This is a genomic window from Desulfobacter vibrioformis DSM 8776, from assembly GCF_000745975.1.
GTDB lineage: Bacteria > Desulfobacterota > Desulfobacteria > Desulfobacterales > Desulfobacteraceae > Desulfobacter > Desulfobacter vibrioformis.
The window spans coordinates 107,343-123,096 of record NZ_KN050796.1 but is presented as its reverse complement, the minus strand read 5'-3'; the positions used below and the strand labels follow the sequence as shown (position 1 = coordinate 123,096).

General features: G+C 49.6%; 18 protein-coding genes. 2 read left to right on the top strand and 16 right to left on the bottom strand.

The window, feature by feature from the left end:
- Positions 1 to 25 precede the first annotated feature (25 nt).
- The 16 genes from sat to rpmF form a co-directional block, all read right to left on the bottom strand.
- Complete coding sequence (gene sat, locus Q366_RS19730) at positions 26 to 1,303, bottom strand: sulfate adenylyltransferase (protein ID WP_035242633.1); 1,278 nt, start codon at positions 1,301 to 1,303, stop codon at positions 26 to 28.
- Between the two features lie 120 nt (positions 1,304 to 1,423).
- The gene (locus tag Q366_RS19725; protein ID WP_035242631.1) at positions 1,424 to 2,065 is read right to left on the bottom strand and encodes an HAD family hydrolase; all 642 of its coding nucleotides are present in this window, start codon (positions 2,063 to 2,065) and stop codon (positions 1,424 to 1,426) included.
- 22 nt (positions 2,066 to 2,087) lie between these two features.
- Complete coding sequence (locus tag Q366_RS22255; RefSeq protein ID WP_281175515.1) at positions 2,088 to 2,831, bottom strand: DUF1573 domain-containing protein; 744 nt, start codon at positions 2,829 to 2,831, stop codon at positions 2,088 to 2,090.
- 178 nt (positions 2,832 to 3,009) lie between these two features.
- Positions 3,010 to 5,259, bottom strand: coding sequence for an aminodeoxychorismate synthase component I (gene pabB, locus Q366_RS19710; protein WP_035242625.1), 2,250 nt, complete (start codon positions 5,257 to 5,259; stop codon positions 3,010 to 3,012).
- Positions 5,259 to 5,879, bottom strand: a complete 621-nt coding sequence (locus Q366_RS19705) for an MBL fold metallo-hydrolase (protein WP_035242623.1) — start codon at positions 5,877 to 5,879, stop codon at positions 5,259 to 5,261. Before Q366_RS19705 ends, pabB begins: the two co-directional genes overlap by 1 nt.
- 29 nt (positions 5,880 to 5,908) lie before the next feature.
- The gene (gene nusB, locus Q366_RS19700) at positions 5,909 to 6,352 is read right to left on the bottom strand and encodes a transcription antitermination factor NusB (protein ID WP_035242621.1); all 444 of its coding nucleotides are present in this window, start codon (positions 6,350 to 6,352) and stop codon (positions 5,909 to 5,911) included.
- A 3-nt stretch (positions 6,353 to 6,355) separates the two neighbouring features.
- Positions 6,356 to 6,823, bottom strand: a complete 468-nt coding sequence (gene ribH / locus Q366_RS19695) for a 6,7-dimethyl-8-ribityllumazine synthase (protein ID WP_035242619.1) — start codon at positions 6,821 to 6,823, stop codon at positions 6,356 to 6,358.
- A 154-nt stretch (positions 6,824 to 6,977) separates the two neighbouring features.
- On the bottom strand, positions 6,978 to 8,183 hold the full coding sequence (locus Q366_RS19690) for a bifunctional 3,4-dihydroxy-2-butanone-4-phosphate synthase/GTP cyclohydrolase II (RefSeq protein WP_035242618.1): 1,206 nt from the start codon (positions 8,181 to 8,183) through the stop codon (positions 6,978 to 6,980).
- Positions 8,184 to 8,195: 12 nt separating this feature from the next.
- A complete protein-coding gene (locus Q366_RS19685; RefSeq protein WP_035242616.1) occupies positions 8,196 to 8,873 on the bottom strand; it encodes a riboflavin synthase in 678 nt (225 codons plus the stop codon).
- A 16-nt stretch (positions 8,874 to 8,889) separates the two neighbouring features.
- Positions 8,890 to 10,029 (bottom strand): bifunctional diaminohydroxyphosphoribosylaminopyrimidine deaminase/5-amino-6-(5-phosphoribosylamino)uracil reductase RibD, encoded by a 1,140-nt coding sequence (gene ribD / locus Q366_RS19680; RefSeq protein ID WP_035242614.1) that lies wholly within the window; start codon positions 10,027 to 10,029, stop codon positions 8,890 to 8,892.
- On the bottom strand, positions 10,022 to 10,531 hold the full coding sequence (gene nrdR / locus Q366_RS19675) for a transcriptional regulator NrdR (RefSeq protein ID WP_035242612.1): 510 nt from the start codon (positions 10,529 to 10,531) through the stop codon (positions 10,022 to 10,024). The genes ribD and nrdR overlap by 8 nt, the downstream gene beginning before the upstream one ends.
- Before the next feature lie 47 nt (positions 10,532 to 10,578).
- Complete coding sequence (locus tag Q366_RS19670; protein ID WP_035242610.1) at positions 10,579 to 11,061, bottom strand: deoxycytidylate deaminase; 483 nt, start codon at positions 11,059 to 11,061, stop codon at positions 10,579 to 10,581.
- Positions 11,061 to 12,308, bottom strand: a complete 1,248-nt coding sequence (glyA, locus tag Q366_RS19665) for a serine hydroxymethyltransferase (RefSeq protein WP_035242609.1) — start codon at positions 12,306 to 12,308, stop codon at positions 11,061 to 11,063. The genes Q366_RS19670 and glyA overlap by 1 nt, the downstream gene beginning before the upstream one ends.
- Positions 12,309 to 12,326: 18 nt before the next feature.
- A complete protein-coding gene (gene rpiB, locus Q366_RS19660) occupies positions 12,327 to 12,764 on the bottom strand; it encodes a ribose 5-phosphate isomerase B (RefSeq protein ID WP_035242607.1) in 438 nt (145 codons plus the stop codon).
- Between the two features lie 24 nt (positions 12,765 to 12,788).
- Complete coding sequence (gene acpP / locus Q366_RS19655; protein ID WP_035242605.1) at positions 12,789 to 13,022, bottom strand: acyl carrier protein; 234 nt, start codon at positions 13,020 to 13,022, stop codon at positions 12,789 to 12,791.
- A 31-nt stretch (positions 13,023 to 13,053) separates the two neighbouring features.
- Positions 13,054 to 13,242 (bottom strand): 50S ribosomal protein L32, encoded by a 189-nt coding sequence (rpmF, locus tag Q366_RS19650; protein ID WP_035242603.1) that lies wholly within the window; start codon positions 13,240 to 13,242, stop codon positions 13,054 to 13,056.
- Positions 13,243 to 13,528: 286 nt separating this feature from the next.
- Between rpmF and gltX the strand changes: the two genes are divergently transcribed.
- On the top strand, positions 13,529 to 14,932 hold the full coding sequence (gene gltX, locus Q366_RS19645) for a glutamate--tRNA ligase (protein ID WP_035242601.1): 1,404 nt from the start codon (positions 13,529 to 13,531) through the stop codon (positions 14,930 to 14,932).
- Between the two features lie 156 nt (positions 14,933 to 15,088).
- Entirely contained in the window at positions 15,089 to 15,295 is a 207-nt protein-coding gene (locus Q366_RS19640) for a TOBE domain-containing protein (RefSeq protein WP_035242599.1), read from the top strand.
- Positions 15,296 to 15,754 lie beyond the last annotated feature (459 nt).

The following is a 15,754-nucleotide window of genomic DNA, read 5'->3' as shown; positions in this document are numbered from 1 at the left end:
ATGTCAGAAAAGGAAAGTCCTTAACTTACATCTTTGTACCTTCTGCATGGCTCTGCAGTTTTACTTCAACCTTCTCGGTCAGGCTGGCATAGTATTCTCTGAGGATAACCAGAACTTCTTCACGGCCAAAGTGATCAACAACGGGCTGGTTGTTGGACAGGGCGTGACGCAGTTTAGTACCGGAGAGGATAACACGGTCGTCTTTGCCATGGGGGCAGGTTCTCATGGAAGCCATGCCGTCGCATTTCTTGCAGTAGAAGGTCCAGTCAATTTTCAGCGGTTCGCACAGCAGGCGTTTGCCAGCGTCTTCGGGCATGGGGATGCTGTCAAAGATTTCCTGTGCTTCAAACAGGGTGTAGAAGTCACCAACGCCGGCATGGTCACGGCCGATGATCATTCTGTTAACACCGTAGTTCTGACGGAAGGTAGCATGCAGCAGGCCTTCACGGGGACCGGCATATCTCATGTCCAGGGGATATCCGCCGTTAATAACGTGCTCGGGTACGAAGTAATCCTGGATCAGACGATCGATACATTTGATACGAACTTCTGCGGGGATGTCGCCGGGTTTGAGGTTACCGATCAGGGAGTGAATCAGAACGCCGTCACATACGTCAAGGGCGATCTTGCACAGATGCTCATGGGACCTGTGCATGGGGTTTCTCAGCTGCATGGAAGCAACGTTGGCCCAGCCTTTTTCATCCATGATAGCGCGGGTTTCTTTCGGGGTCAGGTAAACGCCTTTGAATTTTTCGGGGAATTCGCCTTCGGAAAGAACTTTTACAGGGCCAGCCAGGCAGAACTCTTTTCTGGCCATAACCATCTGAACGCCGGGATGATCTTCCATGGCGATTTTCCAGAATACGTCATCAGCAGACTCTTCGCCATGACCTTTATAAACTTTCTCACATTCCCATTTTTTCTCGTCTTCGGTCATCTCGAACTTTTCTTCGATCTTCATGGTGGCATAGATTTCACCGTTTCTTTCCAGGGTGATTTCATCGCCAACATTGATCTCTGCAGCATCAGCAGCCGCAGCGTCGAGCATAACGGGAACCGGCCAGAAAGTACCGTCAGCCAGCAGAAAGTCTTCGCAAACGCCTTTCCAGTCGGCTTTGGTCATGAAGCCGTTCAGCGGAGAGAAACCGCCGATACCGAGCATGATCAGGTCGCCTTTAACCTGGGAAGAGATTTCGATTTTTTTCAGACCTTCGGCTTTTTTCAGTTCTGCTGCCAGTTCTGCGCCTTCAAGCTTGCAACATACAAGACCTTTCCCGCCGTGGGGTGCAACTAATTTAGACATATACGTCATTCTCCTTATCTATAGTTAACTACCAGTATAATTGTCAGGTGCCTTGACCCTGCACCTAACTTCAATTCTATTTAAAAATCTTGTAAGATTTAATGATGATTGGCTGATTTGTCAAGAATTATATTTGTTTAACTTTAACAGTTCTCCCACCTCATCCATAGATACTGCATGGGCATGGGCTTGCAGCCCGGGATGCTTAAATGCAATGAACCAGGTGCCAGCAGATTCAGCCGCTTTCTTATCGTATATGGAATCCCCGATGAACACAATTTGCCGGGGCAGCAGCGCATAAGCCCCCATTATTTTTTCAAGCTGATCAGGGAAGGGTTTGGGATGGGCCACATCAGATGCCGTGACAACAATATCAAAAGCGGTTTTCAGCTTATGTTCAATAAGCACATTTTCCATGGTATTGGTCCGGTTTGTGGCCACACCGCGCACCATACCAGCCTGCTTTATGGCATCCAGCAGCTCAATCAGGCCCGGTTCCATCAGCATAAAGGGGACGACACTTTCATAGCCGATGCGTTTGATCATCTCATATACAGGCCGGTGGTCATCCATTTCCGGAAAAAGATATTCAACAGCAGCTTTTACCGTCATCATATGAACGTTTATAAACTGCTCATCATCAAGGGGTGGTTTGTTAAAACCAACCAAAACATCATTATAAAATATGCGGTTGGCCCGGGCCGTATCAAACATGACACCGTCGCAGTCAAACACAACGGCCTTAATTAGTGCTGTATCCATTCGGTTAGATTCCTTGGGCTGCTCATTTGTTTCCATGTATATTTGAATCACTCTTTTCCCGATACGCTGCCTTTTCAAAAATGGCATAAACCCTGATTCTCAAATGCGGTTTATGGGGGTTGTCTGTTGTCAATGTAATAAAATCATAAATATCCGCAGGACTGTCGGAATCGCAGGAAATCCTGACCTGCCAAATTTTTTCCCCCTGACCGGGCTTGATCAGTTCAGCCTTTATCTGCTTATTATACTTAAGCGTCATGTCAAGGATCTTTAATTCATCCCCCTGCACCGGTTCAATGGTGACCACGTCACTTAAGGTCTGACCGGGTTCCCCGCTCAGGTTTACGGTGCTGGGACTGATCTTGACAATCTCTTTAACTTTGCCGGCAATTCTCAAATAAAATTTTTTATTTTCGGGATCATCGGTTTTAACCAGAATTTTCTTAATCAGCTCACGCCCGCCATACCCTGCGGTCTTAACACCAATGGTTATTTTTCCTTCCCCGCCCGGGGGAATCTGCCTGTCATAGGCTTTCTTGTCACAGCCTCAGGGGGGCTGGACCCCGGTAATGTTCAGGGGCGTATCACCCTGGTTTTTTATGATAAAATCATGGGTGAAATTCTCTCCTTCAAGAACAGATTTAAAATCAAAAGAGGGTGCCACCGGCACAGCCCTGGGACCTGCCCAGACATGCGACGGTCCTGCAAAGGAAAACAGAAATGCAAAAATGATGATAAGATTGATTTTAAAATTGATGTATTTCATTTTTTGTATCCATTCTTTTTTACCAACGAATAGGAAAATAGCCTATTCAACCCTTAAATTCAAGGCTGTCCGTTCATTGCAGATAAAAAACAGGATGACCAACGGATCAGGTTCAACGGATCAGGCTCAACGGGTCGGGTTCAAAAATTTTAGACAGACAAGGCATTCGGTCTGTTCATCAAGCAGATAAGAGGATTTCATTGACCTGGCGGCAAAGCAGAGGGTCTATATTCAGCATCGTGTTGTCAATGCGCCGGACCGGTACCATTCCCATGAGCGCATTGGTTACAAACACATACGGCAGAGTGCAAAACCGTTCAACATCCAAAGCAACCCGGTTTATGGTGAAGCCTTTTTTTGCCATGATCTGTATGACACACCCAAGCGTTATCCCGTCAAGCACATGACTGGAAGCAGGTATGACCATATTTTTACCATCCAGGGCCATAATATTGCAGGTATTTGTTTCAGACACAGTGCTGTCTGAATTTAAAATCAGGGATTCATCCGCGCCATGATCAAGGGCAAAGGCCCGGGCCAGGTCGTAGAACAGGTAATTCATGGATTTATGGTCTGCCAGAAATGAGTGTCTGGCATGGGGAAAGACAACCAGATCAAGGCTTTTTTTGCCAAGCAGTTCAAGACGATGCATATAGGTGCGGATAAAAGCGGCGACAAACACATGCCGCCCCGGCCGCTCATCCTTTGCCGCCACAAGCTTGACCGCGCAGATTTTTTGTTCAAACCCGTTTTGGGAAATAAGCTGTTCGACAACCGATTCCCAGCAGATATCCGGCAAAGATTGACCAAACACAGCGCCCCAGGATTGTTCAAGACGCCTGGTATGTTCAGGCAGTCGAAGGGGAATTCCCGCGTCCACCCGGATGGTTTCAAACAGGCCGGCTCCGTATAAAAAACCTGGGATACCGGCAGGCACCCGGGCAAGGTCCTGGGGGACAAAGCAGCCGTTTACCCAGGCAATGATTGATTTTTCAATATGTTGGCCCGCCCCTTGTGCCAGGGTGTCCATCAGGGTCTTTCCCTTGGCCAGGGTCTCTTCAAACTCTTTCTCAGGGTCCGAATCATAGACCACGCCGCCGCCCACGGAAAAAAACAGCCGCCCGTCATGGACCACGGCCGTGCGAATGGCAATGGAGAGATCCATGGTGCCGTGGAAACTTAAATATCCGATGGCACCGGTATACACATGACGCTTTACAGGTTCCAGCGCATCAATGATTTCCATGGCGCGGATCTTGGGACAGCCGGTGATGGATCCCCCGGGAAAAGCGGCCCGGACCACTCCAGCGCAGGAAACATCCGCTTTCAGGCGGCCTCTAACCACAGACACCAGATGAAACACATTGTCATAGGGTTCCAGGCGTTTATGGGCTGTGACGTCCACAGAATCGTGTTCTGTGATCCGGGACAGATCATTGCGCATCAAATCCACAATCATGGTCAGTTCAGCATCATCCTTGGTGCTCCGGGATAAGGTTCCCGCGTTTTCCCTGTCCTGTTCAGGCGTGTTTCCCCGGGAAATGGTGCCTTTGATGGGCCGGGATTCAACGGTGCTGCCCTCAACTTTGAGAAAGCGTTCGGGAGATGTGGAAACCACCTGGTGGTCCCCGGCCTGGATAAAGGCAAAAAATGGCGCGGGATTCTTTTCAAACAACTTTAAAAACAGGGCATAGGCATCGCCGTTGAAACCGGTTTCAAAACGCTGGGACAGATTGGCCTGGTAGATATCACCCTGTCTTAAATGCGCAATAATCTGTGATACGGCTGACAGATATTCCGGTTTGGCAAATGAAGAGACAAATCCTGTGCCATCCGCGCAGAAAGCACCGGGGTGCCAGGATTGTTCAAGCCGCTTTAAAAAGTATTCTTCCCGGGCCAGAACATCTTCTTGTCCCTTATCCCGGTCAAATACAGGCAGACAAAGCCAGTTTTCACAGGTTTTTCGATCCTGGATCAAAACAACGGACGGGGCATACAGGCAGATATCGGGCAAACCATTGCCCACACAGGTCCGGGGCAGGTTTTCGATTCTGTCTTTTAAATCATAGGCAAAATAACCGAACAGGCCGGCGGTCACAGGCAGTTTGAATGCCTTATCCAAAAAAGAAAGCTTTTTTACCAGGGTATCAACCAGGTCAAACGGATCCTGGTCTGTTTCATGGCAGACAAAGCACCCGGCTGAATCTTTGACGTTAAGACAGATCGTCTCCCCTGTTCCTTTCAGCGTCAGCCAGGGGTCTGCACCAAGGATATGATACCGGGCACAGTCCAGATCAGATCCGGACAAAAGCACCACTGTGCCCTCTTGCCGGGAAAACCGGGCAGCAGCCAGTTCAAAGGGAAGATCAAAATTTAAACCCCGGATCACAATATCTGTGATCCGGGGTAAAAAAAAATTTTCAGACATTATCTGAGAAAAGGGTTCATCCGCTTTTCATTGGCAATGGACGTCTTAGGCCCATGCCCTGGATAAACAATGGTGTTTTCGTCCAAATTCAGCAGCTTGGTCTTGATGGAAGAAATTAAGGTGTCATAATCGCCGCCAGGCAGGTCGGTGCGGCCGATTGAGCCCATAAAAATGGTGTCTCCGGCAAACAGGTGGCCGGGGGTGTAAAGGCAAATCCCCCCGGGTGAGTGTCCCGGGGTGTGAATCACTTCAAAGGTAATATTGCCAAAGGAGATGGTGTCGCCGTCTTTGAGATGAATATCGGCAGGCGGGGAATTTTCTGCGCCAAGACCGAACATGGCCGCATGGCGGGACAGGTCTAAAAGCATGGGTTCATCATCCGGATGAATGGCGATCTGGGCGCCGGTGGCTTCCTTCATCCGCTTGTTTGCCCCCACATGGTCAAAATGGCCATGGGTGTTGATCAGATATTTTACCTTTAGTTCAGCCTTGGCAAGGGCCATGAGTATCCGGTCTGCATCATCGCCCGGGTCAATGACAGCGGCCTGTTTTGTATCTTCACACCCCAGAATAAAGCAGTTGGCCATAATGGGGCCGACTTCAAGTTTTTGTATAATCAAAACATCCTCCTTGTTCTTTACGTCCTGGTCTATAGCCCATGCAGTGCCCTGATCCGGTCCAGCACCCCGTTGATGAACGGCCCGGAATCCCGGGTGCCGAATTTTTTGCCGATTTCAACCGCCTCATTAATGGATACCGAGGACGGAATATCCGACAAATTAAGCATCTCAAACACGGCAATGCGCATGATATTCCTGTCCACTGCCGGCATTCGGGAAATCTTCCAGTTTTTGGCCCATTGATCCAGAAGCGTGTCTATCTTTTCACGGTTCTCCTGCACCCCGTCCACAAGGGTCAGAAAAAAAACACGGGTGGACTCACTTAAATCTTCCCCGTGCTGTTCAAGGAATTCATCCATTTGCTGGGGGGAACCGGTTTTATCCGGATCCGATTTATTCAGATCCGATTTATTGAGATCCAGGGCAAACAGGGCCTGAAGGGCCAGTTCCCGGGATTTGCGCCTGTCACCCATGTGCTATTCCATAGCCGCGCACAGGTTTGCCATTTCAATGGCGCCCAAGGCCACATCAAAGCCTTTGTTACCCGCTTTTGTACCGGCCCGTTCAATGGCCTGCTCAATGGTTTCAGTGGTGAGAATGCCAAACATCACCGGAACTTTGGCCTCAAGGCCGACGGCAGCAATACCCTTGGACACTTCGGCACATACATAATCATAATGGGTGGTGGCCCCGCGGATTACGGCACCTAGACAGATAATGGCGTCATATTTTTTCAAAGCAGCCATTTTGGCGGCTGCCAAAGGGATTTCAAAGGCACCGGGCACTTTGACAATGGCAATATCCTTATCCTGTGCACCGCTTCGAATCAAGGCATCCACGGCACCTGATACAAGTTTGTCCACAATAAAATCATTGAACCTGGCGGCAACAAGACCAAATTTTTTGCCCTTGGCATTTAGATTGGCTTCAATTATCTGAGGCATATTTATTTTCCTTATATTTAGTAACACTATGTTTGGACAAAGACTTGCCCAGATGCAAGGCGCAAGAACATTTGGAACCGGAGCATACTTAAAGTATGTGAGGATTGCAAATGTTTGCAGCAACGCCGCAGATGGGTGAGTATTTGTCCAAGCATTATTTAATGTGTAGTAGATGACCCATCTTAGCCTGCTTGCACTTCAAATACCCCTGGTTATAGGTATTGGGCGCCACTTCAATGGGCACCTGTTCCACAACGCTCAGACCGTAGCCTTGAAGACCCACCATCTTTTTAGGGTTATTGGTGAGCAGACGCATTTTGCGTACACCCAGATCCACCAGCATCTGGGCACCGACACCGTAATCACGCATGTCAGCGGAAAATCCAAGCTTTTCATTGGCCTGGACCGTATCCAGGCCCTGGCGCTGGTATTCATAGGCTTTTAATTTATTCACCAGACCGATCCCCCTGCCCTCCTGGCGCAAATACAGAAGAACGCCGCAGCCTTCTTCATCCATCATTTTCATGGCCCGGTGAAGCTGGTCCTGGCAGTCACAGCGCAGAGAAGAGAAGATATCCCCGGTCATGCATTCGGAATGCACCCGCACCAGAATCGCCTTTTCCGGGTCAATTTCCCCCTTAACCAGAGCAATGTGGGTAAGATTGTCAATATCATTCTCATAGGCAATGATTTTGAATTCACCGCCCACCCGGGTGGGAATAACGGTTTGCGCAGCCCGTTTTACAAAGCTTTCTGTTTTTAACCGGTATTGAACAAGATCCGCCACCGTGCAGATGCCGATGCCGTGCTTTTCGGAAAATTGTTCAAGGGAAGGCATCCTCGCCATGGTGCCGTCATCATCCATGATTTCACAGATGACACCGGCGGGCTTGAGCCCTGCCAGGCGTGCAAGATCCACAGACCCTTCGGTCTGGCCGATGCGCACCATGACCCCGCCGTCCCGGGCCCGTAAAGGAAAAATGTGGCCAGGTCTTGCAATGTCCTGGGGACCTGTTTCATCAGCCACTGCCGTCAAAATAGTGGTGGCCCGGTCTGCGGCGGATATGCCGGTGGTCACACCGTGTTTGGCCTCTATGGAGACCGTAAACCCCGTACCATACTGGGAAGTGTTATGCTCAACCATCATGGGCAGGTCAAGCTTGTCGGCAATGCTTGAATCCAGGGACAGACAGATAAGCCCCCGGCCGTAGGTGGCCATGAAGTTGATGGTTTCTGGGGTTACGGCCTGGGCCGCCATGGTCAGATCCCCTTCGTTTTCCCTGTCCTCGTCATCCACCAGGATGACCATTTTTCCGTTTTTTATATCTGCAATCGCCTGTTCAATGGTTAAATGCGGCATTTTGTCTATCCTTTACAAGAATCCGTTCCGGGCAAGAAATGACATACTGATGTCCACGCCGGCATCAGCACCGGCGTCATTGGCACTATTCGCGCTTTTCCTTTGCCCTGATAAAAATTTTTTTACATATTTTCCCAGCATATCCGTCTCAATATTGACGCGATCCCCCACGTTTTTAAATCCGATGGTTGTAATCTTTGCAGTATGGGGAATAATGCTCACTGAAAAACCGTTTTTCCAGCATTGGTTGATGGTGAGACTGATCCCGTCAATGGCCACAGAACCCTTTTCTATCATCTCACAGGCAAGATTTTCCGGCACCTGGATGTCATATATGATGGCATTGCTCCGGGTCTCAATTTTTAAAACCACACCAGTACCGTCTATATGTCCGGATACCAGGTGCCCGTCTATGCGGTCCGACAATTTCAAGGCCCGCTCAATATTGACCCGTGATCCGGGTCCAAGTGACCCGAAGGTGGTGCGGGATACGGTTTCCGGTGCCATATCCGCCTTGAACTGCCCTTTGCCAAGGCTGACAGCAGTCAGGCAGGCCCCGTTCACGGCAATGGAATCCCCGATGCCTGTACCGGAAAGATCCAGGTCGCAGGCAATCACCAGAATTTTGCCCTCGCCCTGGGTTTCAATGCGCCGAATGGTGCCCAGACTTTCTATGATTCCAGTAAACAAAAATTAGTTCCCCCTATTATTGCCCATTGCCAACCGGCATATTCCGGGGTTCAATATAGCCTGTGACCAGGATATCGGAACCGAAGTGCCGGGTAGTCACCCGGGCCAGTTCAAACACGTCTTTTATCTTTTCAGGCCCCGGGCCGTTGAACACCGGGATGCCGTCATTTGAGCCCATGATCTTGGGGGCAAGGAAATAGCAGACCTTGTTTACAATCCCTGCGGCCAGGGCCGATGCAGCTATCCGCCCCCCGCCTTCAATCAGAAGGCTTGTGATGGACAGGTTTCTTAATTTAATCATCAGGTCATTTAAATCAAGCATATTTTCCAAGACCCGGCATTCAAGAACCTGTGCGCCCCTGTCTTTGAGCCGCCGGATTTTGGCGCAATCACAATCCGGACCTGTGACAATAATCGTGGGGGCGCTTGATTGCTGGATCACGATTTTGGCGTCCTCTTTAATTGTCAAACGGGTATCCAGAATTATCCGGGCCGGGTCCCGGGACGGTTTCCCCTCAATTCTGGCGGTCAAGGACGGATCATCCGCATGCAGGGTACCGGATCCGATAAGAATGGCATCATTCTGGTGGCGAAGTTCATGGCCGAAGTTCCGGGATGCACCGGATGTAATCCACTGGGAATCCCCGGTTCTGGTCGCAATATACCCGTCAAGGGTGGCCGCACATTTTAAAGTAACGAAAGGTGTGTGTGTGTGCTGGACATTCCAGACAAAGTCCTCGATCAGGGTCAAGGCCTCCTGGGCCATAAGCCCTGATACCACCTCCAGACCCTTTTTTCTTAAAAATTCAATCCCGCCCCCCGCAACATTGGGGTTGGGGTCTTTACACGCCACAACAACCCGGGAAATACCTGCGTTAAGAATTTTATGGGTGCAGGGCGGGGTTTTACCGAAATGGTTGCAGGGCTCAAGGGTGACGTAAATGGTGGCATTGGCCAGTTTTTCAGGGAACCGGGCCGCAGCATCATCAATGGCCACCACCTCGGCATGGGGACCGCCGGCTTTAGGATGAAAGCCCTGGCCAATGATCTGGCCGTCTTTTACCACCACAGCACCCACGCAGGGATTGGGGGAGGTATACCCTTTGCCCCGGGCTGCAAGTTCCAGTGCCCTTGCCATATAGTCCGGATCAGTCATCAATCTTGACAGGGCCTTCTATACCCGGCTTGGCATCTGTGGACCGGTTCTCCTTATGAATCAGGCATTCAAGTTCCTGGATAAAATCCGTTACATCCTTGAACTCCCGGTACACGGAAGCGAACCGGACATAGGCCACATCATCAAGATCCTTGAGGGCATTGATTATTTTCTCACCCACCGCCTTGGCAGGCACTTCCTGGTCCCGGCCTTCCCGCAGGTCCCGTTCAATGTCATCCACAATATCTTCGATCTGCTTGACGCTGATGGCCCGTTTTTCACAGGCTTTCTGAATTCCCCTCAGCACTTTTTCCCTGTCAAACTCCTCCCGGCGGCTGTCCTTTTTAACGATCATGACAGGAACCTGTTCCACCCGTTCATAGGTGGTAAAGCGCCGGTTGCACTCCTGGCACTCCCGCCTGCGCCGAACCTCGAATTCAATTTTTCCCGGCCGTGAATCCACCACTCTGGTGTTCGGATTTCCACAATAGGGGCACTTCATATCAGTCTCTTGGATGAAGAACGGTGGCAGACCGTTCCATGTTTTTGTCAGTCAAGCCGGATCAGTTCCACCCCGGCTTGGGCAAACATTTCCAGGGAAAGGGGATCGTCGTATCCCTCCTTGAAATACACTTTTCTAATCCCGGCATTGATGATTATCTTGGCGCAGATGGAACAGGGCTGGGTGGTGCAGTACAGCCAGGCACCGGCCACAGAGATCCCGTGGTAGGCGGCCTGGATGATCACGTTCTGTTCAGCATGAACGCCCCGGCAAAGCTCATGTTTTTCTCCGGAAGGCACCTTGAGCTGTTCCCGGAGGCAGCCGGTTTGTATGCAATGGGGAATTTGGGAAGGCGCGCCGTTATAGCCCGAGCATAAAATGCGTTTATCCTTGACCAGCACTGCGCCCACTTTTCGCCGAAGGCAGGTACCCCTGGAGGCCACAAGGTCTGTGATGGCCATAAAATAAGCGTCCCAGGACGGACGACCGTCGTCATGGGCGTTTGCTGCATCAGGGAAAACAGGGGGCATCAGCAGGCCGTATCCCCATATAAAGGATACCGGGTGCACAGTTCTTTGACCTTGACAGCAACGGTTGGCACATTGGCCTCGTCATCCAGAACATCGCAGATAAACCCGGCCACAGCGCCCACAGCATCTTCGTTCATGCCCCGGGAGGTGATCAACGGCACGCCGATACGTACCCCGGACGTAACAAATGGGCTTCGTTTTTCATTGGGTACGGTATTTTTATTCACCGTGATATTCGCCCTGCCCAGGCGCTCTTCCGCATCTTTTCCGGTGATATCCCGTCCGGAAAAATCCACCAGGACCATGTGGTTATCCGTGCCATTGGACACCAGTTTATAGCCCCTGTCCATGAGCACCGCTGCCAGTACAGCGGCATTTTTAACCACCTGTTTCTGGTATTCGGTGAATCCGGGCAACAATGCCTCTTTAAACGCCACGGCCTTGGCCGTAACAACATGCATTAAGGGACCGCCCTGGATACCGGGGAAAATCTGGGAATTTATTTTTTTGCCCAAATCAGCGCCGGAAAGAATCAGTCCGCCCCGGGGACCGCGCAGGGTCTTATGGGTGGTGGAGGTGATAATGTCTGCGTATCCCACGGGTGAGGGGTGTACACCTGCCGCCACAAGCCCTGCAATGTGGGCCATATCCACCAAAAAAAGCGCGCCGCAGGCCTTGGCAATTTCGGAAAAGCCTTTGAAATCAATGATCCTGGGATAGGCCGAAGCCCCTGCCACAATCATTTTAGGCTTATTGGCCCGGGCCAAGTCTTCCACCTGGTTTAAGTCAATGGTCTCGGTTTCAGGATTTAAACCATAATGGGAAAAATTAAACAAACGACCGGAAAAGCTCACCCCTGAACCGTGGGTTAAATGTCCGCCATGGGAAAGATCCATGGCCAAAATCCCATCCCCGGGGGAGAGCACGGAAAAGTAAGCCGCCATATTCGCCTGGGATCCGGAATGGGGCTGAACATTGGCAAACTCCACGCCAAACAGCTCTTTGGCCCGTTCAATGGCCAGATTTTCCGCCTGGTCCATGTACTGGCACCCGCCATAATACCGTTTTGCCGGATATCCTTCAGCATATTTATTGGTCATGATGGAGCCCTGGGCTTCCATGACTGCCCGGCTCACCGTATTTTCCGAAGCAATGAGATTCAGCCCGTATTCCTGCCGGCTGTATTCACTGTCAATCACTGAGGCAATCTCAGGATCGCAAGATTTGATAAATTGCATATTTTCCATAATTCAATCGCGCCTTTCTTAATCTATAGAACGGATACGGTCCAAATGGCGGCCGCCTTCAAAGGGGGTGGCAAGCCATTCCCTGACCAGTTCAAAGGCGAGAATATCACCGATCACACGACCGCCCATGACCAGGATATTGGCATCATTGTGCTGCCGGCTCATCCTGGCGGAAAAGATATCCGAGCACAGGGCTGCCCGTACGCCTTTAAACCGGTTGGCCTGAATGGACATGCCAAGGCCGGTGCCGCACAGAAGAATACCCCGGCTGAATCTACCGTCGGAAACTGACTTGGCTACCTTTTTGCCGAAATCGGCATAATTTACCGAAGCAGTGCTGTGGGTGCCTGCATCCTCAACCTCATAGCCAAGGCGGGTGAGCAGGTCCTTAATCTTTTCCTTTAATTCAAACGCGGCATGGTCGCTGCCGATGATGATCTGTTTATTCTTATCCATATCTACCCGGACCTTTATATCTATTTATGATTTCGATGATATGAAATCATAAATATCCTGGACTGTTGACAGCTTCTCGGCCTGGTCATCGTCAATTTCAATTTCAAAGACCTCTTCCATGGACATGATAAGCTCAACAACAGTCAGAGAATCAGCGCCAAGATCTTCGATCAAAGACGCCTGGGGAACCACATCTTCAATATCAATGCCGGGAATCTTTTCAGCAATAATTTTTCTTACTTTGGTTTCAATGGTCATGTTCTGACTCCTTGACGTTTTTCCGGCAAAACTAATCGTCTGCATCCATGCCCGGTTTTACATCCCTGCCTTTGTAGGTACCGCATTCAGGACAGGCCGTATGGGGAAGCTTAGGCTCCTGGCACTCGGAACATACGCTTAAAGTGGGGGCACCGGTTTTATAATGGGTACGTCTTTTTCTTCCTCTTGCTTTGGAACTTTTCTGTTTGGGTACAGCCATGGTTATCTCCTAACTACATTATTTTATTTGATTTTTGTTTATTACATGCCAAAATTTAGAACATATTTAACTACCCTATTTTCCATTTAAAGTCAACCAAAGAATCCCGGAAAGAATGCGCTTAATCAACCTAATCAGATTTTGTCCTTCTGCCATATTGCTTTGGACCCCGAAATTATGATAGATAAAGCGTCGATTTTACACCTTTTTGTACGAATTCAGGCGGTACAGACCCAAATACCCTGTACCGCCTGTTGTTCGTAAAGTTTAACCTTTGGAGATCATAATGAATACAATAATTACACGCTTTCCGCCCTCCCCCACCGGCTACCTGCATATCGGCGGCGTCAGGACCGCACTTTTCAACTGGCTGTGGGCAAAAAAAAACGGGGGCAGATTTGTGCTGCGTATAGAAGATACCGATGAAGCCCGGTCCACAAAAGCATCCGTGGATGCCATTCTGGAATCTATGGAATGGCTGGGAATTGATTGGGATGACGGCCCCTATTTCCAGACCCAGCGTCATGATATTTATAATGAACACATTGACCGCCTGGTTGAACAGGGCCATGCCTACTATTGCGACTGCACCCCCGAAGCGGTTAATGCCATGCGCGAAGAGGCCAAGGCCAAAGGGTTGAAGCCCATGTACAACGGGAAGTGCCGGAACCGGGGCCTTAAAAAAGGGGATAACACCGTGGTGCGGTTGAAAACCCCGGACACCGGCGTCACCATTGTGGATGATATTGTCAAGGGCAGTACCGCTTTCCAGAACACGGAAATTGATGACTTCATCATCCAGAGAAGTTCAGGTATGGCCATGTACAACCTTGCGGTGGTGGTGGATGACATCACCATGGGCATCAACACCATTATCCGGGGGGATGACCACCTGGTGAATACCCCCAAACAAATTCTGATTTACCAGGCCTTGGGCGCCCAGTTGCCGGTGTTCGGCCATGTCCCCATGGTGCTGGGACCGGATAAGGCCAGGCTGAGCAAACGTCATGGGGCCATGTCCGTGGGGGAGTATAAAAAGATGGGATTTCTGGCCGATGCCCTGATCAACTATCTGGTCAGGCTGGGGTGGTCCCATGGCGACCAGGAGTTTTTTGAACGCCGGGAGCTTATCGAAAAATTCGACCTCGAACATCTTGGCCGTTCCCCGGGCATGTTTGACATGGATAAGTTGTATGCCCTGAACGCCAAACACATCCAGAAAAAGAATCCCATAGAGTTGGGGGACGACCTTGTGCCCCAACTGGCTGACCTTGGCATTAACGCCCAAAACGATGCCTTTACCCAGGGGGTAATTGAAACACTTCAGCCCAGAAGCAAAACCCTTGTGGAGATGGCCCAGGGGGCCGCGTTCTATTACATGGATGAAATTGAGTTTGAGGAAAAGGCTGCCAAAAAATTTCTTAAACCTGAAACCCTGAATCTTTTAAACACATGTGCCGATGCCCTGGAAGGTCTTGATGATTTCAGCCAGAGTGCCCAGGAAACGGTGTTTAAACAGCTCATGGAAAAGACAGGGCTTGGGTTCGGAAAGATTGCCCAGCCCCTGCGGGTGGCGGTCACCGGCACAACAGTGAGTCCCGGCATTTTTGAAATGTTCATTGCGTTGGGAAAAGAGAAAACCGTCCGGCGCATCAGAAAGGCGGCACAATTTTGTGCGGCCCAAGGCTAATTAAAAATCAGGCGCTGAATGCATGTGGAAACCAGCAGGCTGCCTTGCGGCAGATGACGGATAACCTGCATCATCACAGGTCAGATTATTTCCAATTGACTTTTTCAAAAAATTAATTTATTGCTCAAGCATTTAATAAAGAGGAAGGAATTCATTATGACACTAAGCGCACGAAATCTTATCAAGGGCACTGTCAAGGAAGTTAAAAAAGGCCAGGTAATGGCTGAGGCCACCATTGAAATTGCACCGGGTGTAGAGATTACGTCTGCCATTACAACCAGCTCCGTAGAAAAATTGGGCATTGCAGCAGGAAAAGAAGTGACCGTTGTAATTAAAGCAACCAGCGTCATGTTAGATGCCTGATCACCTTTTATTTAATAATTGAACGCAAAACACCAAAACACGTGTTTGGACGAAAAGTTGCCGATATTGCAAAGCGCAGACGGATGATTTTTCGGTAAAACACGATTTAACAAAATCCAATGCCCGGGCTTTTTAAATTTTTAACTAAGCCCGGGCATTCTATATCTGTGGCATTTATTTTTTCCGAATCCCTAAATCGTTTTACCTAGTACTTCCAGGCTTAAAATTCAGAGTGCCGGCGTGATCGTTCGTAGTCCTCTAAAACCAAAGAAGGCTGCCGGGTTTCGGCAGCCTTCTTCGGAAAAGGAAAAAAAGATGAATTGGTTCTATATTTGTTACTTGAAGATAATAAGTAGCAAATGATGTGCCAAACACAACAGGTCTTTTGTTAAAATATTTTTAAAAACCTAATATATTGATTTTTTTGATAAATTCATTATTTCTCATTTCTACACGTCA